The organism is Halovulum sp. GXIMD14794, from assembly GCF_054457455.1.
In genome coordinates, this window is the sequence record NZ_JBTLNF010000001.1 from 21,659 (window position 1) to 41,635 (window position 19,977).

Here is a 19,977-nt window from a genome sequence, read left to right on the forward strand (position 1 = left end):
TTCGCCTGTAGTTGTTTGCGCCTAGAGTATGAAGTCGTCGTCTATTCGAACTACCGTTATGCCCGCGTCTTCGTAGTCTCGATCGCCGCCGCGTGTCCGGTCCTCAAATCCGATCGTGATCCCTAAGCCGTCCTCGGACAACCCGGAGACCGCGTGGATGATCCCGTCGGCGTTCATCGAAGCGGAAAGGCTATGGAAAACCATTTCATCTATCTCATTTCCCCCGAAGGACAGGAACAGGGGGCCGTCACTTATTCCGGCCGATCTGCCGCGCGCATCAACAAAGTCGAGATCTCCTTCGGCGATCCAACCGTCTATACGATCCGCCCCGTCTTGCACGAGGAAAAATCCTAGCTCATGACCCTCTTTGATAGAATCCAAAATAACGGAACCGCCTTCTTTGATGTTATTGAAGAGTATCCGTTCATTTACTATGTCGCCCGTGCTCGTGATTTCATAAACGCCGATCGAATTATCGTTACCGGCGCGACCCAAGTGCTCCGCTGATACCGCGAATGCTGTTTCTCCATCACTCTTAAAGAAGTTTCGGTTGCCATTTCCGTTTAGGATCTCTTCAGGAACAGACTGTTTAGACGCGAGTTCCGGAAGATAGTTCTCAAACATCAAGTGCGTGTTGGCCCCATTAGATATTCTTATAAACTCACCGCGATCAAATTCGCCCTCTAAAACGATTGACCCACCACTCCCTTCTGGACCACTTGGGGCGATATCCACCACCATCCATTCATCGCCTACTCGTCGAAAAGTAGGCTGCACGAAATCACCTTCAAAAATCATTACATCATCGATCCCGAGGTCTGTGATGATGTCTCCGAAAAAGTCTTCGACATTACCCATCAAATAATCCGATCCACCTCCAAGAGAATACGTGTTGATTTCAGAAGTCACGCGAAATTGGTCATCTCCCAGAGTTCCGCTGATTTCAACCATCTCTGGTTCATCATATTCGATGAGATCAAGATCAATTCGTGAGCTTTCGCGTTGATCAACGTTAACCACCACTCCGCCAGTCAGCACGCCTCCGCGGGTCTCTTGAGGCATGGCGAAATCGTAGCCATGAAACATCTCCGATACAAATTTGATGTATGTTTCACTATTCGAAATGTCCCTAAATATTGTGGTTTCTGTAGATCCTAATAAAGTTCCTATCGAGCTTACTTCCTTAATATTTATATTCTCCCTGGTGTTGGGATTGTTTAGATAAAAACTTGAATCCAACCTAAGGCCATCAATCTTGTAGACAGCACTTTCACCCTCAGGCATGTCGCTGACCATGAATTGGAACTGTGGCGGCTCTCCGCGAATGGTCATTTCATATGTATAGCCTTCTACAATCGCTGTTTGGCGATGCTGTACTCCTGGACCAACAAATAGCCCATCCATAAGCGCACCATCATTGCGCAGCACATCGATTTCAAAATTTGATACGTCGTAGGGCGTATTGTCCCCGCGGTAGTTTCCGTTCTCATCTACAACCCGGACATTCATCAATGCGATGAAATCGATATCCGTGAATGGGCTTGCTACTGCTCCCCATTCATCGAAAACTATCGCCCCGTTTGATCGATAGAATCCAAAGCCGGCAGCTAGCTTCTCCGGCTGATCGTTGAGGATCGCGCCCCCGACAATTCCCGAGAGGCTTCCATCCAGGTCGACGAGCATTTCCGCTGTCTGCCGCGCCTTTGGATTGAATACTCCAAAATCAACGCGCTGCTCCCAGAGCATGGTGGCCTGACTTCCCCAACTCAGGTCTTTCACATAGTGGACACTTGACTTGTGCACAGCGCCGGTTACGCCGATAGCGTGGTCACTCGGGCTGAAAAATCCGTCAAAATGGACGTTTGAGATGCCGCCCGGACCGTCGTAGAGCAGATGACCGGTAAAATCCCCATTCCCGTTTGGTAATGAACGCCCTTCGGCCAATTCATCCTCAGTGGTGGGTGTGCCAGTATTCCCTTGACTTCGACCAACGATTAGCCCGCCTTCGATTGCCTGATTGAGGCGGAAACGGGTGCCCTCGCTCACTTCTGCCATCTTGACATCGACGAATGTGCCCTCAATGCCGCGGACGTAGATTCCGTGTCCTCCAATCTTGTAGGCGGTAAAGTCTTCTACAGTCCAAGCCGCGACCTTTTGCGGTTGCGAGGCGTCGCCGTATGGCTCGTGATCCCTGACCAGGCTGCGATGATCGAGATAGAAGCCTCGGTCAGAGCTATGGACCGAGTTCCCAACCATGTCAGATGGACCCTCTCGACTGGCGTTGTCCGCGAGGCTATCGATCGATCTTGATGGGTAATCGACAGCTTTTTGAAGATCGAAATAGAAGCCCGCATCTTCCGATCCCGCAGCATGATTGCCTGAAATTGTATTCAAGCTGTTTTCGATCCAGAAAGATGCGGGCTTATCTTGATCTCCTCCGGGTGAGCCATCGAATAGCCCTGGCTTTCGCTGATTGAAAGCCAAGTTGCCAGCTATCTCATTCCCTATCTCCGAGCCATCTTCGAGAAATACGCCATGCCCTACGGTTTCAAAAATGGCGTTGTTTTCTACACGAGCATTCTCGGTGCCGTGAACGGTCAACCCATTGTTGAAGCTATGGTGAATTGAAGAATTCTCGATATATTGCCCGGAGGCATCTTCACTGAGATGCCAATGCGCGGGATAGCGGCCAAGAACGCCTGCCTGACCCATGTGGGCTAGCTCGGCACCGGAGATACGCATCTCGCCGCCCATCATGACCATTACGTGGCCGCCATACTGGTCGACTTGCTGGTTATGATCCAGTTGCTCGTCGTACTTTACGTCTCCCTTAATGGTCACGTCGCGCGAGAGGAGGGCAACCTCGGCGCGCATGTCAATTGCCCTGGTGCCGTTATCGTAATGCTCGACATCGCCATAGTGCATAAACTCGAGTTCTTGATCGAGTATTACTGTTTTCCCGCCATCAAGGACATGACTTATAGTAAAGGTTTCTGCTTGATTGAGATCGAAGTCTGTCGAAGCAATTGCGATCTTGTCGCCCGGCTGCCATCCTGTCGCTTCGACAAAGGTGAGCTTTTTATCTCCCGCCTGGGCTGTGGTGCCTAGCTGCGTCCAGCTGGCTTTTGCGGCGTCATCGACGTGAACTTCTATCGATGAGCCTTCTCCCATAGCCATGAGGAATGCGTTGTTGTTTTGAATGACTCGATGCTCGCCGCCATGTCCGGTCGCCATGGTCTTCATCCCGGCCATCGCAGCGTCAGGGTATTCAGCGAGGTCTACATCGTTACTATTATCTTTGCCCGCGAGAGTTAGGTTGAATTTCCCCGCGTACGGGTCATCTTCGGTGCCGACGCGAAAGACACCTCCATCGAGGGCCACGGCCCAGTCGGTTGTAAGGCTCAGTTCAGTATCAGAGTCTTCGACAATGAACTCGCCGTAGATAACGAGACCCTTGATCACTGTCGGTCCAGCTTGTGAATCGAAGATCAACCGATCATCTGAGCTAACAACAATCACGTCTTCGGCCCCGGGTCGCGCACCGTCCTGCATCCGAAGCTGAGACCATAGGATGTCTGCCATCACTTTACTCCTGGCCAAGAATTATCCGCTCCACCTCCACGGCTGCGTTGCTTCAAGCAGTTGCTGTATTCAACGCAACGCGGTGATGCTTTACACTCACGGGTGGTTCAGGGATAAATAGCTGCAGGCACCCTTATAAATTGTGAACGGGACTGCGGGACGGCCAATAATTAGATATAATTTTTATTATTCTTGGGTGTATTTATGATATAATGTTGCAAATCTAAATGTCTGCATATTATTAATTATATTGTAATGGATAATGTGTGTATTGCATATTAATTATATATGTGATTTACATAGATTTGATACCCTATTAATATATCAATTTCGGATCGAACAAGCGAAAAACTACGGTGATTTTTTTATTTCGAGGCGGCAGATATTTGTTTCGGAATAAATGTAGAGAAATTTCAGTAATAAGTTGGGCGTGCGATCAAGTCCCTCCGCGTAGCGAACCTCAGGAAACAAATCATAGTTAGACACTTTCGGTGCTCGGGTCAGAAAGCCTATGCTCGGGATTTGGTTTTGGGGTGCTTTTAATGAGCTTGATAAAAATTCGTCCCCCCTCCGGTTATGATAATAGTCATTTTAACCGAGAAGTCGCAGGCGTAAGGTGGTGTCGGTGAACTAATATTGTGCGCATTTCAGAAAATCCCACACTATTACTGAAGCTTCGCCCCGCTCTCCCTCGCCACCAGCCCATCAATCACGCGTAAAACCGCCCGCAGATCCGGTCCGAGCTTCTTCCGACGCAGCACCGCGGCCAATTCGTCGGCTACATCCCCCGGAAGCCCCCTGGCCAATGCCTGGCGCTGCGCAAATTCGGCCAGCTGTCGCCCGGTCAGCCTTGGCAGTTCGACGACCCTGCACCGGCTCAACAGCGGCGCGGGGATGCGCCGACGGTTGTTCGAGGTCAGGATCCACGAGATCCAGCTCATGTCGAATGTGATCCGGAAGTACGGACAGCTCCATGCCCGCGCGCTCTCGGGCTCCAGCAGCGACAGAAGCGCCGCCGTCAGCGCGAACTCAACGCCGCTCTTCGTGCGTACTTCTCCGACCTTGTCGATTTCATCGACCAGGACGACCGGATTGCCGATGCGTTCGCGCAGAAACAGCTCGATGGGACGACCAGGACCGGCACTGCCCCACCCCCGTTGGGAGCCCGCAACCGAGAACCCGGCCGGCTCGGCCGCGGCGTCGATGACCGAGACCGGGACACCAACAAGTTCACCGAACCGCCGCGCCCAGCGGCTTTTCCCAATACCCGGCGGGCCGTCAAGCAGGATAGGCGGCAGATGCAGGCCTGGCGCGCCCTCGCGGACCCCGGCGCGTAGGGCATGCCAGGCGATTTCGGTGGCCCGTCCCAGCCAGGGCATCTCTGCGTGCAAGGTAGCAGCGATCTCGTCCGCGCGGTGCTCGGTCTCGATGCGCACGAGCGCGGTGCCGTCCGCGAGCGGCTCGAGGAGGTCCCGGATGTCTTTCGGCAGTTGCGCCATTCCCGACCTGGCCCTACGCAGCGCGACCAGCCTGTCAACGCGGCGACGGATCCTCTCGAGGTCGCGCTTCGAAGGGATGCACGCCTGAACAACCTCTCCCCATTCGTCCTCACGAACCAGTTGCGCGTAGGTGGTCGCATCGAGCCCGCGGGCCTTGCACCGCAGGTCGCGCAGGAAGGTCTCGAGGTGCCTTTCCAGCTTATATGCCGGCTCATCTCGCACGAACCGGATGGGCGCGAGCTGGTATGGCGTGAGGGTGGTGAGATCTGGCAGGCGCGTGGGCGGGCGCTTCATATTGGTCATGGGGATCTCCAGGCGCTGGGCGGTCACCCGGCTTGGCTTCTTGGGTGGACGGGTGTCGGGGGAACACCGAACGCGGGCCCGGAACACGGGACAGGGTATCGCCCACCAGGTGTCGACGGCTTCAGAGCGGCGGGTGTCGTGGGTCGGCCCCGTCAGGGACGGAGGAAGCAGTGACGTGGCTGAACGTGCGCGCTGCGGTCATTCGTGCTTTATCCCGCGCTGCTCGGCGATCTTTCGGGTCTGCGCGCGGTACCGCGCCAGCAGCCGCTGCAGGCGCTCCATATCGGTGATGCGTGTGAATCCCTTCACTTTCAGTATGCCGGTGGGTACCCCTTCTCCCTCTGCCAGCTCCGCTTCGACAGCGCTGAGCGGCATGCGGAGGCGATACCATCGTGACGCCGTGCGAGCCCAAGCCAGCCCTGGATCGATCGCGATGAGCCGGGACGTCGTGACCTGGTCGGCGCCCAGTATTGGGTGATCCTCGACACGGCCCCACAGAACGATCATGCCGCGCGCCTCCAACACGGCCGACCACAAATCTAGAGTCGGTGCGGATGTGAGGTCTGTCTCGCCCGGTCCCGCGTCGACCGCGGCAATCGCGACCATCAAGCGCTGCAAGGCAGAACGCTGCTCGGCGGTGATCATGCCCGCATCCGACGTTGCGCAGTCCATCCGCCGGGGCGTCGTCGAATTAGCCTGAGATGCTTCCAGATCACAGTCATGAAGATGGGGTCCTTTGTTGCTGCCACCGGTTCGTGTGGCGTTGGGACCTATCTGCCCGGGAAGCCTCCGGCAAGGCTTAATTTTGATCTAAAATATTGATATTAAACGGTTATATTCTCGCAAGTCTGCCCCAGGGGGACCGTGTCTGCGAGAACGTCGATCTCGCTTGGTCTGCTGCAGTGCCAGGATGTCGGGTCCCGCGACCGGCAGTCCCGCAATACCCCTGCATGCACGGAAGTCAGGTCTCGAACGGTCAGAGCGGGGAGGGGATGCTCTTTGGAGCTGCGGGGGCGCCGAGAAGGCGTCCTGGCTATCGTTTTTCGCGGAGCCAGTTCGGCCATATGGCGATGGATGAAGCCATCTGGGTCCACGGATGTACATGTACGCGGCAAGCGAATCGCCGCCAACGATGGTTCAGCCGCCCCGGGGCGGGGCCGTAGCTCGGTGCTTCCATGGGGCGTGGACCGCGCAGCGGCCCCTACGAGCCGCCACCGGTTCCAATGAGCCCCCAGATCCCTCCGGCTACTGCAATTGCCGCGCCGACAAAACCAACGAGCATCAAGAGCCCGTCGCGGTAGAGAAGCGCGAGACCGAAGATCGCGATGACGATCATCGGGCCCGAGGTCGCGAACGGAACAAGCTCGAGCGGCGGAACGGTCAGAAGCAAGCCGAGGATCACGAGACAGGCTGCGCGTCGCGCGCCGGGTCCCGCGAACCACGATAGCCGCTCATGAAGTTGCGCATCGATCCGCTGAGAGACCGGCGTCAGCCACTCTACGGACTTCAAGACCCGCTCTGACTTGAGCTCCCGGCGACGTAGCCATCCCGGCGCCCAGAAATGCTCGTATCCCAGCAGCAGCCGCACGGTGATGATCGCGAGGGTCAGCGCAAGGAGGGTGGGAAAGCCCGGGATCCCCCCGACCGGCGTAAGCTCGACCAGCGGCAGCACCGCGAGAGCAGGTCCATACCCGCGCTGATCGAGCGCGTCGATCAGGTGGCCGACCTCGACCGTGTCGCCGCCCTTGGCAGCGTCCTCGAGCTCTTCGACCACATCGGTAAGTGCGCCGTCTTCCATCTTCATCTCGGACCCTCCACGACGGCCCAACTCCATAGGCACGCCTCAGTTCCATGGCGGGAGCCGTTAGAGGAGTGCCCCTCGCGAGGGCTTTCGAGTGCTACGCGGTGCGCGGCTGCATCGCTGCGGCGGGGACCGCAGAGAAAGCCCGGCGGCTTTCGTTTTTCGCGAGCCTACGCGCCGTGCTGTACGGGGATTCCGACCAGCAGCGGCGCTTTCGTCGCCGCGAGAAGGCTGAAAAATTCTACTTTTTTCGCATGATATCAATATCTTGACTCCGACATCGGAAAAAATTCATCAAGCGGGACATTTTTTCTTCGCCGATTTTCATGGTCATCCCAGACCATGGCCGGACTGAACCTCAGGCGAAGGAGCGACGCAGGAGCAGAGAGAGAGGACAAAGTGCGCCGGAGAGCGTGCGATCCGCGCAAGATTGAGGATCACCCGTACCCGCGCAGGCTGGCCGCACATAGCCATGGCGAGCACGGCAGGGACCGATCCTAAAAGGCCAAAACAAGAATACCCCGGGACATCAAATACCGGGAACGGAGCAGAAATGACGAAAATCATGGGCAAGGGTGCGAAGACGCCCAGGACCCCGAAATATCCGCCGATGGTCGTCCCCCCGATCCACGGCGTCCTGCCGTTCGACGGCGCACGCAATCCGCTCGGGCGGAGCGCGACGTCCCACAAGATTTCCGAAACGTTCGTCACGCCAGCGACGAACGGACGTCGGAAAGTCTACCACTTCGAAGGAGAGGCCGAGTACGCGGTAGCGCTCGAGGCTTTGCTCAGCCCGGAACTCCATGACCTCGAGGTGCAGTTGGCGCCCATCAGCTACCTGGCCCCGAACGGCAAGCGTCGGACGCATTGCTTCGATCTGCGCCTGACGTTCAGCGATGGCCATCGCCGTGCGGTTTTCGTGCGGAATGGGCGCAGCCTCGCGAAGCGGGAAACTCAGGACGAAATCGAAGCCATCTTCCGGCAGATCCCGCCGTCCTTCGCCGACGACGCAATCGTGGTGAACGCGGACGACTACACGCAGGCCTACAGGGATAATCTCAGGCGGTTCTGGTACCTGCACGGCAAGTCGGATCCCGTCGCCGATGCCCATGTGGAAGCCGTCGCGCGGAACGCCGCCTTCTGGTTCCTCAAGGATCTCGTCAGTAAATGTGATCTTTCGCCTGCGGCGGCCTGGCAGTCGGCGATGCGACTGATTTCGCGCCGTGTGCTGGGTGCGAACTGGCATGCGGTCATCAGCGACCATTCCCGCGTGTGGATCCCCGCATGACCCTGGCGCGGATCTACGACATCCCACGGGGATCCCGGCTCGTACTGCATGACCGGCACTGGAAAGTCGCTGGCACGGATTCAAATGGGTTCTTCGTCGAGGAGCTGAATGGCAGCGAATGCACCAAACTGACATTTAAGGAGGTCGAGGACGCGATCGCGGCGCGGGATTGCGAGGTTCTGAAACCAAGGAAGACTGCCAAGCAGAAGGCGCTTCGCGCCTACATTGGCAACTACGAGACCCTCGACCAACTCCCGGAAGAAAAAAGGCGCGATGCCAGAGCCAGACTGGCGCTGGTCCGCGCGATGGAACTGCTGGAGCGAGGTGGCTTGAAGCTCACGCACCACAAACTCGACGAACGGTCGGTTCGAGCCGAACTGCGAAAGCTGGCCGGCGATATCGCGAGGGATCCGGGGCTTTTCCAACCCGCTCGTGGCGGCAGTGCCCGCAACTCCTTTCCGATACCGAAAGGGCGGACCTTGATGAAATATCTTCGGCTCTTCCGGGAGCATGACCGGAACCCCATCGCGCTCATCCATCGCGACCACCTCAAGGGCCCCCAAGGCGCGCACCGGAGCAAGCTCGACAAGCACCAAGAGGAATTCATCGGCTTCGTCGAGGAGAAGTGGCTTGATGCAAGAAAACCCAAGATCGCCCCGCTCTACGAGTTGGCCAAGGCCCAGTTCGACCCTCCTGAGGAGGCGGTTGCCGCCGGCTTCCGGTATCCGTCACTTGTCACCGTGAGGCGCCGCGTGAACGATATGTCGAAGGTTGTCCAGGACATCGGACGCAATGGCCTCCGCCAGGGCCCGAACATGCACGGCGCAGGAGCGACGAGCATTCGCGCGCTGATGTACGGCGAACGCGTGGAAGTCGATCAGGTCTATCTCTCCATTTTCACCGACGGCACTGACGCGCTCAAGATCCGGCGCATCGACCCTGACGAAGTCGGCGAGGAGCTGAAGGATGGTGAGATCCGGCGCCTCTGGCTGCATTGCATGATCGATGTCGCGACCCGGCTTCCGTTGGCATGGATCCTCTCGGAGACCGCTGATGCGGATCACGCTCAAGCCATGAACCGCATGGCGTCGCGGGACAAGACGCGAGAGAAGGTGAGGTACGGTTGCAAGGGCGACCCCGCGCCGGCGGTCGGTATCCGGCAGTTCCTGGCAGATAACGGATCGGCTACGCGAAACGCGGCAGTATACGGCGGTCAGCTTGGGCTCGGGACGATGCTCACAGCTGGGCGAACATATCACGCAACAGACAAACCGTATATCGAGCGCCTCTTCGCCACCATCCAGGGGCAGCTCCTGAACTTCCTCCCCGGGTACGCCGGGAGCCGCCCGGGCGAATTGCCGGCATACGAAGCCGAGAAAGAGGCAAAGCTGCTCCACGACGAACTTTACGGGATGCTCACGAGGTACTTCGTCGACGAGTATCCGCGGATACCGCATCGCGGGACCGGCATGTATGGCGCAACGCCAAATGACAAACTCGAACAGGTACTACGGGAACGGGGTCTCATCGATCCGCCCTCCCCACAGGATCTGCGCCTGCATCTCGGTCACAAGGTCGAAGCGAGCACCACCTCTGAAGGCGTCAAAGCGTTCAATCTTCCCTTCAACTCCACCCAGCTTCAGCACTTCGCGGCCGGCCGCTCCAAGCGGGTGACGGTGCACCTCGATCCGGACGATCTGCGAAAGGTGAGCATTACCGCAGAAGGGCAGCAGGAGATCATCACGGCCAGCCTCACCATGACCCACTTCAATGACTGCACGCTTGAGGATGTGCTCGAAGAGATGGAAGACACTGTCAAAGGCGATCCGACTTTGCGGGTGATCGATGCCGAGATCCTCAATAGCGCGCGCGCCCGCCGTGCACGGGAATCCGGGTTCTTCGACAAGCTGCCCCCGAGCTACCAGTCCCTCGAGACCTTGAGAAAGAGAGCCAATGCATTGGCACAGGTTGAGCTGGCCCCGCACCGTTCGACCGGACCGACCGTGTCGCCTGGCGGGATCATGGATCGCAGGGACACCCCCGCAGTCCACCGTGTCGCGGCCGCGGAAACCGAAAGCCAGCCGCGGAATGACGCCGGCGGCGAAGAACCCTCGAAACCCAAGATGAAGTTCACCCCCATCACGGAGTCGAAACTGTGAACCCGTTCATTGTCCCCGAAATCGCACACGCACGGCAGCAGCTCGTGAACGCCCGCTTTCCGCTCCGCCGCTCCGAAGAACTGCGGGAGGTCTTCGCCCGCACGTTCAGCCGTCACCTTGGCGGCTTGCAAGGCGCGGGGCGCTTCGAGACCGAGAGCATCCTCGTCACCGGCGAGTCCGGATCCGGCAAGACCCGCGAGATCACGTATCTGCTCGAGGAGTTCAATCGCAGCGGGGCTGTGTTGCCTAATGGCCTCCCGGCACGCTTCGTATGCTGTACCCTGGATTCGAAAGGCGGCTGGAAGGACCTTGGCAAGAAGACCCTGCATGCGCTCGGCTATCCGATTTCCGGCAAGTCCCGGGCGACCCAGACGGAAATCTGGGAAAGGGTGGTCCTCCAGGCAAAAGCCCAGGGCGTAGTCGGGATCCACTATGACGAGGCCCAGCACATACTGCGGGGGAAATCGGAGAACGACCGGCTCGCGACCCTGGACTCGTTCAAATCCCTGATGAAATCCCACGACTGGCCGCTGATGTTGATCCTGTCCGGAGTTCCCGAACTGGCCGGATACATCAAGGAGGAGCCGCAGCTCTTCCGGCTTGTCACCCAGGTGCGATTTGCGGAGGTGGACCTGAAGGAGGAGATCTCCGTGGTTCACGAGATTGTCGGGAACTACGCGCTCAAGGGAGGCGTCACCGTTTCCGAGGAAATCATCGATGAAGATTTCTACAGGCGGCTCGTGACTGCGGGAGCATATCGCTGGGGGCTTGTGATCGAGCTGACCTCAAAGGCGGTCCAGATGGCGTTGGCACGCGGCGCTTCTGAACTGGGCGTCGAGCACTTCGTGGAGGTCTGGGTTGAAAAGACGAACATGAACAGGGTCGCGACGCCCTTCACGCACGATCGCTACGAAACGATGTTCAGGCGAGACGCCCCGTTCCAGGCATCGATCGCCAGCTGACGCTCACAAGAAACCGGTCTTTGAAGGCCCGCGCATTGCGCGGGCTTTTTTGTTGCCTGTGCATAGTCCACAGGGGCGGCCTCCGAAAAGTGCGCGTAAGTAATATTCTGGATTGCGTCTGTTATTGGTTTCCCGCGCACGCTTTCCCTTTCAAGAGGAATGGGTGTCGTATAGGCCATTGATTTTAAATGGATAATTTACACGCCGAATCATCTGAAGGCGCAGTTTGCGCACTCTTCTCCTTTCTTTGACTGGCAGTCAGAAAAAGCAGATGAGTGCGCAAAAGAAAGCACAAGCGTGCGCATGACCTGTCAAGTGCCATCTTCATGAGAATCGTGGATCTGCCGAGCGAAAAGCATCGCTAGCCTACCGCGAGTGCACACATGGGATAACTGGACCTAGTGTCCGGTTGCGTCGGCCATGACGCATTGCCCCGGCATATCAGAGGAGGGCGGGTTCGACTTCCGAACGCAGGAACAAGTAGCCGTAGTCCTGGCCCTCCGGCGCGAAGGGGGCAATTCCGGCACGCCTCAAGGTCACCAGGAGTATGCGCGGGCGCTTGTTCGTTTCTCGGGACAGTGTCGACAAGGTCACGAAGCGCGCGTGAAAGGCCTCGATATCGCGTTCCGTCATGAAGTACTGCGTCACGCCGGTTCGCGGATGTTTCAGCCTCGTGGCAGGCGTATGCCCGGCCGTCACGAGCTTGATGAAGCGCCCGTGGTCTTTCAGTCCGACCTTTCTGCCAAAGACCGACGCGGTATCCAGGATCTCGGCGGGAAACGTCCAGGTGGGCTCCGCCATGCGGTCGACGCCCGCCTTGTCGACCAGCAGACCGGCCAAGGGATGCTCTTTGGAGCTGCGGGGGCGCCGAGAAGGCGTCCTGGCTATCGTTTTTCGCGGAGCCAGTTCGGCCATATGGCGAGGGATGAAGTCACCTGGGTCCACGGATGTGCATATTCGTGGCAAGCGAATCGCGACCAAAGCTGGTCCGACCGCCCGGGGCGGAGCCGCACCTCGGTATCTCTAGATTCGATGGCGGATACGAAGCGCCCATGCCCCTACGAGCCGGCCCCTGTGAGCCCCCAGACCGGCAGTGTCAGAGCAAGTCGGCTTGCGACGGCGCAGGGGGCTGAGTAGCGTCCTGGGTTGACGAAACGCTGCCTGTTCAAATACTTCAAGACCAGCCCCGAGATCATCCGACTGGCGGTGATGCTCTACGTGCGGTTCCCCTTGTCGCTCAGGAACGTCGAAGATCTGCTCCATGAGCGCGGGATCGACGTGAGCCACGGGACAGTCCGATATTGGTGGCGTCGGTTTGGGCCGATGTTCGCAGCTGAAATCCGGAAACGGCGCATCGAGGGCATGAAGTCGAGCAGGTGGCGGTGGCACCTCGACGAGATGTTCGTGAAGATCAACGGCGAGCGGCACTATCTCTGGCGGGCCGTCGATCACGAAGGCGAAGTGCTGGAAAGCTTCGTCACCAAGACGCGTGACAAGAAAGCGGCGCTCAAATTCCTGAAGAAAGCGATGCGCAAGCATGGCCGCCCTGAGGTTATCGTGACCGACAGGCTTCGGTCCTACGGCTCCGCTTTGAAGGAGATCGGTTCCGCTGACAGGCAAGAATCTGGTCGGTGGGAAAACAACAGGGCAGAGAATTCGCACCTGCCATTTCGACGACGAGAACGCGCCATGCAACGCTTCCGGCGGATACGGAGCCTACAGATGTTCGTCGCGGTGCACGCCTCCGTCTCCAATCATTTCAACCAGGAACGCAGCCTTACTAGTCGGGACAATTTCAAGGTCCAGCGTACCGCCGCTCTCATCGAGTGGCGGGCGCTCTGTTCCGGGTAAGTTCATGTTAGCGGCGGCTAACTGAGCCGAGTTCGAATTGGTCTGACAGCACCGACGGAAATGGTTTCAGCTCACGCGCAAGCGCAATTTCTGGCCCGTGGCTGCCGTCCAACTCTTCAATCCGTGAGCGAGGTGATCAGCGCGTAGTCTGATGGTTCTCGGTGCAGGGTGAAGTTGAAGACGTTCGCGCGGATCTCTGCGCAGCGGTCGAGGTCGATCTCGGCGCAGATCACCTCGTCGCCGACCGTGCCCGCCCGCGCCAGTACCTCGCCTGTTGGTGCGACGATCACGGTTCCGCCGATCAGGTCGCAGCCCTCTTCGACGCCGGCCTTTGCCACCGCCACCGCCCAGAGGCCGTTCTGGTAGCAGCCCGCCTGGATCGAGAGTTCGTTGTGGAAATACTGCAGGTGGTCGTGTTCCGGCGCCGGGGCGTAATGACTGGGGGTGTTGTAGCCCAGAACTACCAGTTCGGCGCCTTTCAGCCCGAGAACCCGCCAGGTTTCCGGCCAGCGGCGATCGTTGCAGATGCACATGCCCGTCTTGCCGTCGAAGGCGTCGAACACACCGAAGCCCAGGTCGCCTTTCTCGAAGTAGTATTTCTCGAGGTGTTGGAATGGCCGCCAGTCTTCGTATTCCCTGTGTCCGGGCAGGTGAATCTTGCGGTACTTGCCGACGATCTCGCCCGTTTCCGAGACGAGGATCGCTGTGTTGTAGTGGTGGCCGTCCTCAGTCAGCTCGGCGTAGCCCAGGTGAAACCCAATCCCCAGTTCCCGCCCCAGCGCGAAGAGCGGCGCGACGTCGTCGTTGGGCATCGCCGTCTCGAACCAGCGGTCGATCTCGGCGGGCTCAGTCAGGTACCAACGAGGGAAGAAGGTGGTCAGCGCCAGTTCCGGGAACACGACGAGGCGCGCTCCGCGGGCATGGGCCGTCCGCATCAGGGCGCACATGCGCTTCACGGCCGAGGTTCTCGGCTCGTTCTTTGCGATGGGCCCCATCTGTGCGCCCGCGACGACGAATTTCCGGCTCATTGTGCAACTTCTCCTGCCAGGTCGCAGACGACATCGAGGAGGACCTGTGCACCCGCGGCGATATCGGTCTCTTCGCTGTGTTCGTTTATGTTGTGGCTCAGCCCCTTGGCCGAAGGGATAAAGATCATGGCGGTCGGGCAATTGGGAGCGAACATCTGCGCGTCGTGACCGGCGCCGGAGGGCATCTTCTTGACCGACAGTTGGCGCGATCGCGCTGCCGCCTCGACCTGTCCGACTAGGCTGTCGTCGAAGGCAACCGGGGCAAACCGCGCCAGCGGCCGTGTCTCGATCGTGCAGCCCGCCGCCTCGGCCTCCCGGAAGGCGGTGCGCATGAGGTTTTCCGTTGCCGAATCCAGCACGTCGCCGTCGATGTTGCGCATGTCCACCGTGAACCGGGCGAAGTCCGGCACGACGTTCACGAGGCCCGGCGACACTTCGAAAGCGCCCACCGTGGCCACCTGCGATGCGCCGATATCGCGCGCGATACGGTCCGCCGCCTTGGCGATCGAGAAGGCGACCTGTCCGGCGTCGCGCCGCATCGCCATGGGGGTCGTGCCCGCGTGGTTCGTCTGACCGCGTACGGTGAATTCCGTCCAGTATATGCCCTGCACGCCGGTCACCGCACCGATCTGGATGTCCTCGGCTTCTAGCACCGGTCCCTGCTCAATATGCATCTCGAGATAGGCGGCAGGGGTTATCGGAGCATCCGTACCCGCATAGCCGATCCGAGCCAGTTCCTCGCCGACCACTGCGGTGCCGCCAGTCGCGTGTGTCGCCAACATCTCGTCCAGATCGAGCGCGCCCTGGTGGACGCCCGATCCCATCATGTCGGGCGCAAACCGCGCGCCTTCCTCGTTGGTGAAGGCGGCGACGGCAACTGGGTGCCGGGTCGGGCGACCGGCCTCGTTCAGGGCGGCCACGACTTCGAGCCCGGCCAGCACGCCGAGCGCCCCGTCATACAGCCCGCCGGTCGCGACAGAGTCGATGTGAGAGCCGATCATGACGGGCGGCACATCTTCGTTGCCGGCCCGGACGCCCCAGATGTTGCCGATGGCATCGACATGGACGGTAAGGCCGAGATCGGTCATCCGCTCGACGAGCCAGTCGCGGCCGGCCTTGTCGGCGTCGGTGAGCGCAAGGCGGCAGACGCCGCCGCCCTCCAGTGCGCCAATCTGGCCGAGGTCCCGGACGCTGCCCATGAGCCGGGGAAGAGAGATGTCAAGCGTCATGCCCCTTGCCCCCGGATCTCGTCGCCCGTGGCGCCGACAAGCTCGGCGAAAAGCGCCGGATCGGTGTCTCCTTCGGTTCCAAACAGCAGGACCGACGCGTTCGCGTCGAGACTCAGTATGGCGCGCGCCTCGGGGTCTTTCATCGCCACGGCGAGGCCCGCGAGACCTGCTACGGCGGATTCGCCCGCCACGATCGGCGCGTCGCCACCCTTGGGATAAGCGAGCCATTTCATCGCCGTTATGGCGAAGTCGTCGGTCACGGCGATGGCTGCATCGCCATGGTCGCGGAGGATTTCCCACGCCAACGCGGAGACTTCGCCGCAGGCAAGGCCTGCCATGAGCGTATCAAGGTCACCTTCGACGGCGGTCGGTGTTCCAGCCTGGATGGAGGCAAGAACACAGGCCGACTTGTCCGGGTCGCACAGAACGATCGTCGGGCGGTCAGCTCCGAACTTGCGCACCACATGGGCCGTGACCGCGGCAGCCATGCCGCCCACGCCGGTCTGAAGAAAGATGTGTGTGGGCGCCTTACTCAGCGCGCCGATGGCCTCGGCCGCCATGAGTTCATAACCTTGCATGACGTCCTTCGGGACTTCCATGTAGCCAGGATAGGAAGTGTCTGAGACGACGAACCAGCCCTCGCGGGTCGCGGTTTCTTGCGCCTCGCGCACCGAGTCGTCGTAGTTGCCCTTGCAGCGCCGGACCTCGGCGCCATAGGCCTCGATGGCGGCCTTGCGCCCTTCGGAAACTGTGGCGTGGATGAAGATCACACAATTGCATCCGAAGGTCTGCGCACCCCAGGCCACGGAACGGCCGTGGTTGCCGTCGGTCGCGCAGCAGACGGTGATTTCTGCCACGATCCCGTCATGGGCTCGGCCAGTGATCTCATCCATAGACACCTCGCGGCCGAGTTTCGCGGAAACCTTTGTCTGCAAGAGCCGCGCGACCGCGTAGGCCCCGCCAAGCGCCTTGAAGCTGCCCAGCCCAAAGCGCCTGCCCTCATCCTTGAAGTGGATGGCGCCCACGCCGATCTCCTGCGCCAGGGCGGGCAGGTCAACCAGCGGTGTCGGCGCGTATCCAGGCCAGTTGGAGATGGTGTCGCGAGCGGCGTCGAGACCGGCATCGCTCAGGATGGCGTCCTGTGCGGCGGTCCACGGGTTGGACTTGGATGCGTGCGGATTCAGACAGAGCTTGAAGGCTTCGGGGGTGCCCTCGAAGCGGGAGATACAGGTGTTCATCGGTCCTCGAAGGGCGTGCGTGGGGCAAGTGGGACCCGAGCGGACTGCGCCGCTCGGGTCAGAGGCGAAGACTTACTTCGCGGCTTCGATCGAAGCCATCATGGAGTCGAGCATGTCAATGCCTTCTGCACCGTACTCTGCCTCGATCAGCTTGCGCACTGCGGGCTGCGCGGCTTCGGCGAATTTCGCCTGCTCATCGGGCGTGACGACGTTCACGTCCATTTTGGCGGACAGTGTCGGCAGGCCCTTCTCAGAGGCTTCGATCACGCGGCTCATGGAGCGGCCCGCGTCGGTGGCGACCTCGGAAGCCCACGCGATCAGGTACTGGTCCTCTTCGCTCAGGCTGGCGAGGAAGTCGGCGTTCATCGTCCAGATGTAGGGCGTGATCAGGTGGTTGGTGATGGAGAGGTACTTCTGGACTTCATCGAACTTGGCGAACGCGATTATGGGCACCGGGTTCATCTGGCCATCGGCGACGCCGGTCTGCAGGGCGGTGTAGACTTCGGCCCAGGGCAGCGCGGTGGGCTGACCGCCCAGCGACGAAATAATCGTCTCGTGCGTTGGCAAGGTCATGGTGCGGATGCGCTGACCGTCCATATCGGCAACCGATGTAATCGGACCCTTGGAGGAGGTGAAAGCGAAGAAGCCGCCCGAGTCGAGCAGGCCTAGGACCTTGAGGCCGGTTTTGGCTTCAAGATCGGACGAGAATTTCTGGCCGAACTCGCTGTCCATGTCGATCACCTCGGACGCGACGCCGATGTTGGGGAACGCGAAGGGGATATCGAACACGCCGACCAGAGGGTAGTGCTGGGCCATGCCGCCGGCCGAGGAAATGGTGGATTCTACAAGGCCTGAGCGGACCTGCTCGATCACCTCGTTGTCCTTCCCGAGCTGGCCGTTGGCAAACAGCTCGACCTCGATGCGGCCGTTCGAGTTCGATTCGACCAGCGATTTGAAAACTGCCGCCATGGCGCCGGAGTGGCTGGCGAACGGATCGTCGGGGTTCAGGTGGGCGAGACGGATCGTCGTGTCCGCGGCAAAGGTCTGCGCGGCGAGGCAGATCGCGACGAACGCGGTTGCGGTGGTTTTCGTGAAGCTCATTTTCAGGGTCCTTTCTGTTGGACATTGTGCCGGGTCAGAGCCCCAGCATTCTCGGGACGAAGAGGGTGAGATCGGACCAGAACGCGATGACCAGGAGTATGCCGACCTCGGCGAGGATGAAGGGCCATAGTTCGCGGGTGATGGACTCGACCTTTTCGCCGGTGACGGAGGCGAGCACGAATAGACAGGCGCCGACAGGTGGCGTCATCAGCGAGATATTGAGAGCGAGGATGATCATTATACCGGCGTGCACCGGATCCATCCCGATCTGGACGGTCAGGGGCGCCAACACGGGAGCAAGGATGATCAGCGTCGCGTTGATGTCCATTACCAGGCCGATCAGCAGCAGCAGCAACAGGATCAGCGCGATGATGATCAGCGGATTGTCCGAAACCGCCAGCATTGTCGAGGCGATGGCCTGCGGTATCCGGTTGAATGTCATCCACCAGCCGAGGATCGTGGCCGAAGCGATGATCAGAAAGATTACCCCGGTGATCCGGGTTGTGCGCACGCCGATCTCGTAGAGATCTTTCCAGGTCAGCGCCTTGTAGATCACGCCACCGACGAACAGGGCGTAAGCGACGGCGATCGCAGCGGCCTCGGTCGGTGTCGCGAATCCGCCGAGGATCGAGCCGAGTATGAAGATCGGCAGCATGGCGGCGAGGAAACCCTCGCGCAGAGCCTTGATCACGATGCCGAAACTGGGGCGGCCTTCGCCCTTTGGCAGGTCCTTCTTCTTTGCATGCAAAGCGATGACGGTCATGCAGATGGCGCAGATCAGCAGCCCCGGAAGGATGCCGGCGGCAAAGAGACCTGCAATCGACACGCCCATGATCGAGCCGTAGATGATCGCGAGAGTCGAGGGCGGGATCGTCGGGCCGATGATCGACCCGGCCGCGGTCACCGCCGCAGCGTAGGAACGCTTGTAGCCTGCCTTCTCCATCGCCGGCACCAGCGTATTGCCGAAGGCGGCCGCGTCGGCGGTTGCCGACCCGGTAATGCCCGCGAACATGACCGAAGCGACCATGTTGGAATGGGCCATGCCGCCGCGCATCCAGCCCACTAGCGCATCAGCAAGCCGCACCAGGCCCAGCGTGATCCCGGAGCGATTCATGATCTCCCCGGCCAGGATGAAGAACGGCATGGCGAGGAACGGGAACAGATCCAGCCCGGCGAAGATCCGGTCGGGTGCCATTTGCATGAATCGCGGCCCCATCTCGAGGATGCCGACCATGCCGGCCACGCCGATGGCAAAGCCGACAGGCATGCCGAAGGCCATCAATCCGAAAAACGCGATGGCGACGAGCAAGGCGCCCATTATTCGTCCTCTCTCAGGGCCATGGTGGCGTCGGATACCCCCGTAGATGTCGGCGCCTCCTTGGCAAAGAAGTCGTGAACTCCGATCAGGGCCAGCTGTATGCAGGCCATGGCCGCGGCGAGCGGCACGCCCATGAAGGGATAGCCCTTCGGCATCCCGTAGATCATCGTGAAGCGCGAAAAGCCTTTTGCCGCGAAGCCGATCCCGTAGAAGAAGATTGCGAAGAAGAAGAGAAATGCGATCACGTCGAAGGCGACGGCAAGCCAGCGTCGTACCGGCGCCGGCAGGCGTCCGAAGATGAATTCGACCCCAATATGCTCTCGGTGCGCGATCCCCGACGACACCGCCAGCAGCGCCATCCAGATCATCAGGTATCGCGCGAGCTCCTCGGTGAAGGTCAGCGGAAGGGGGATGACGTAGCGGACCAGTACGCCCAGCCAGACGTCCAGCACCAGAACCACGAGGAGAAGGACGCAAACCCGCTCGACCACCCAGTTGACGGTGAGGCTCCATGTTTTTGCGCGTTCGGACAGCCCTGCCATGCGGCGAATCTCCAGCGGGGGCGAAATCTCTTGCCTTCTTATTGAAAACGAATTTTCATAAACCTGTAAACAGAGA

15 protein-coding genes are annotated in these 19,977 nt (G+C 59.8%); 4 read left to right on the forward strand and 11 right to left on the reverse strand.

Annotated features, from left to right (window positions below):
* Positions 1 to 21 precede the first annotated feature (21 nt).
* From ACW9UR_RS00095 to ACW9UR_RS00110, 4 genes are all read right to left on the reverse strand, one after another.
* On the reverse strand, positions 22 to 3,582 hold the full coding sequence (locus ACW9UR_RS00095) for a G8 domain-containing protein (protein ID WP_458914845.1): 3,561 nt from the start codon (positions 3,580 to 3,582) through the stop codon (positions 22 to 24).
* A gap of 665 nt (positions 3,583 to 4,247) precedes the next feature.
* Positions 4,248 to 5,384, reverse strand: a complete 1,137-nt coding sequence (locus ACW9UR_RS00100; protein WP_458914846.1) for an AAA family ATPase — start codon at positions 5,382 to 5,384, stop codon at positions 4,248 to 4,250.
* Positions 5,385 to 5,582: 198 nt separating this feature from the next.
* Positions 5,583 to 6,029, reverse strand: coding sequence for a DUF6634 family protein (locus ACW9UR_RS00105; RefSeq protein WP_458914847.1), 447 nt, complete (start codon positions 6,027 to 6,029; stop codon positions 5,583 to 5,585).
* 556 nt (positions 6,030 to 6,585) lie between these two features.
* On the reverse strand, positions 6,586 to 7,188 hold the full coding sequence (locus ACW9UR_RS00110; protein WP_458914848.1) for an exopolysaccharide biosynthesis protein: 603 nt from the start codon (positions 7,186 to 7,188) through the stop codon (positions 6,586 to 6,588).
* A 562-nt stretch (positions 7,189 to 7,750) separates the two neighbouring features.
* Between ACW9UR_RS00110 and ACW9UR_RS00115 the strand changes: the two genes are divergently transcribed.
* Genes ACW9UR_RS00115 through ACW9UR_RS00125 form a run of 3 tightly spaced genes read left to right on the forward strand, consistent with a single transcriptional unit; the run spans position 7,751 to position 11,594 of the window.
* Positions 7,751 to 8,473, forward strand: coding sequence for a hypothetical protein (locus ACW9UR_RS00115; protein ID WP_458914849.1), 723 nt, complete (start codon positions 7,751 to 7,753; stop codon positions 8,471 to 8,473).
* Positions 8,470 to 10,632, forward strand: coding sequence for a hypothetical protein (locus ACW9UR_RS00120; RefSeq protein ID WP_458914850.1), 2,163 nt, complete (start codon positions 8,470 to 8,472; stop codon positions 10,630 to 10,632). The genes ACW9UR_RS00115 and ACW9UR_RS00120 overlap by 4 nt, the downstream gene beginning before the upstream one ends.
* Positions 10,629 to 11,594: an ATP-binding protein gene (locus ACW9UR_RS00125; protein ID WP_458914851.1), complete on the forward strand. Its 966-nt coding sequence runs from the start codon at positions 10,629 to 10,631 to the stop codon at positions 11,592 to 11,594. The genes ACW9UR_RS00120 and ACW9UR_RS00125 overlap by 4 nt, the downstream gene beginning before the upstream one ends.
* A gap of 441 nt (positions 11,595 to 12,035) precedes the next feature.
* On the opposite strand, the gene ACW9UR_RS00130 is transcribed toward ACW9UR_RS00125, so the two are convergent.
* A complete protein-coding gene (locus ACW9UR_RS00130; RefSeq protein ID WP_458914852.1) occupies positions 12,036 to 12,434 on the reverse strand; it encodes a hypothetical protein in 399 nt (132 codons plus the stop codon).
* 306 nt (positions 12,435 to 12,740) lie between these two features.
* On the opposite strand from ACW9UR_RS00130, the gene ACW9UR_RS00135 reads away from it, so the two are divergent.
* A complete protein-coding gene (locus ACW9UR_RS00135) occupies positions 12,741 to 13,445 on the forward strand; it encodes an IS6 family transposase (RefSeq protein WP_458914853.1) in 705 nt (234 codons plus the stop codon).
* Positions 13,446 to 13,561: 116 nt separating this feature from the next.
* Here the strand turns inward: ACW9UR_RS00135 and ACW9UR_RS00140 are convergent, their stop codons facing one another.
* From ACW9UR_RS00140 to ACW9UR_RS00165, 6 genes are all read right to left on the reverse strand, one after another.
* Positions 13,562 to 14,473, reverse strand: coding sequence for an N-carbamoyl-D-amino-acid hydrolase (locus ACW9UR_RS00140; RefSeq protein ID WP_458914854.1), 912 nt, complete (start codon positions 14,471 to 14,473; stop codon positions 13,562 to 13,564).
* Positions 14,470 to 15,702 carry a M20 family metallo-hydrolase gene (locus ACW9UR_RS00145; RefSeq protein WP_458914855.1) on the reverse strand — a complete coding sequence of 411 codons (1,233 nt, stop codon included), beginning with the start codon at positions 15,700 to 15,702 and terminating at the stop codon, positions 14,470 to 14,472. Before ACW9UR_RS00145 ends, ACW9UR_RS00140 begins: the two co-directional genes overlap by 4 nt.
* A complete protein-coding gene (locus ACW9UR_RS00150) occupies positions 15,699 to 16,940 on the reverse strand; it encodes a diaminopropionate ammonia-lyase (protein ID WP_458914857.1) in 1,242 nt (413 codons plus the stop codon). The genes ACW9UR_RS00145 and ACW9UR_RS00150 overlap by 4 nt, the downstream gene beginning before the upstream one ends.
* 72 nt (positions 16,941 to 17,012) lie before the next feature.
* Positions 17,013 to 18,041 carry a TRAP transporter substrate-binding protein gene (locus ACW9UR_RS00155; protein WP_458914858.1) on the reverse strand — a complete coding sequence of 343 codons (1,029 nt, stop codon included), beginning with the start codon at positions 18,039 to 18,041 and terminating at the stop codon, positions 17,013 to 17,015.
* Between the two features lie 34 nt (positions 18,042 to 18,075).
* Positions 18,076 to 19,359 (reverse strand): TRAP transporter large permease, encoded by a 1,284-nt coding sequence (locus tag ACW9UR_RS00160; RefSeq protein ID WP_458914859.1) that lies wholly within the window; start codon positions 19,357 to 19,359, stop codon positions 18,076 to 18,078.
* The gene (locus ACW9UR_RS00165; protein ID WP_458914860.1) at positions 19,359 to 19,901 is read right to left on the reverse strand and encodes a TRAP transporter small permease; all 543 of its coding nucleotides are present in this window, start codon (positions 19,899 to 19,901) and stop codon (positions 19,359 to 19,361) included. Before ACW9UR_RS00165 ends, ACW9UR_RS00160 begins: the two co-directional genes overlap by 1 nt.
* Between the last annotated feature and the right edge of the window lie 76 nt (positions 19,902 to 19,977).

Bases quoted from the DNA above. Each gene is read 5' to 3' on its own strand.
- ACW9UR_RS00095 (WP_458914845.1), bottom strand. From the start codon at position 3,582: ATGGCAGACATCCTATGGTCTCAGCTTCGGATGCAGGACGGTGCGCGA.
- ACW9UR_RS00100 (WP_458914846.1), bottom strand. From the start codon at position 5,384: ATGACCAATATGAAGCGCCCGCCCACGCGCCTGCCAGATCTCACCACC.
- ACW9UR_RS00105 (WP_458914847.1), bottom strand. From the start codon at position 6,029: ATGATCACCGCCGAGCAGCGTTCTGCCTTGCAGCGCTTGATGGTCGCG.
- ACW9UR_RS00110 (WP_458914848.1), bottom strand. From the start codon at position 7,188: ATGAAGATGGAAGACGGCGCACTTACCGATGTGGTCGAAGAGCTCGAG.
- ACW9UR_RS00115 (WP_458914849.1), top strand. From the start codon at position 7,751: ATGGGCAAGGGTGCGAAGACGCCCAGGACCCCGAAATATCCGCCGATG.
- ACW9UR_RS00120 (WP_458914850.1), top strand. From the start codon at position 8,470: ATGACCCTGGCGCGGATCTACGACATCCCACGGGGATCCCGGCTCGTA.
- ACW9UR_RS00140 (WP_458914854.1), bottom strand. From the start codon at position 14,473: ATGAGCCGGAAATTCGTCGTCGCGGGCGCACAGATGGGGCCCATCGCA.
- ACW9UR_RS00145 (WP_458914855.1), bottom strand. From the start codon at position 15,702: ATGACGCTTGACATCTCTCTTCCCCGGCTCATGGGCAGCGTCCGGGAC.
- ACW9UR_RS00150 (WP_458914857.1), bottom strand. From the start codon at position 16,940: ATGAACACCTGTATCTCCCGCTTCGAGGGCACCCCCGAAGCCTTCAAG.
- ACW9UR_RS00155 (WP_458914858.1), bottom strand. From the start codon at position 18,041: ATGAGCTTCACGAAAACCACCGCAACCGCGTTCGTCGCGATCTGCCTC.
- ACW9UR_RS00160 (WP_458914859.1), bottom strand. From the start codon at position 19,359: ATGGGCGCCTTGCTCGTCGCCATCGCGTTTTTCGGATTGATGGCCTTC.
- ACW9UR_RS00165 (WP_458914860.1), bottom strand. From the start codon at position 19,901: ATGGCAGGGCTGTCCGAACGCGCAAAAACATGGAGCCTCACCGTCAAC.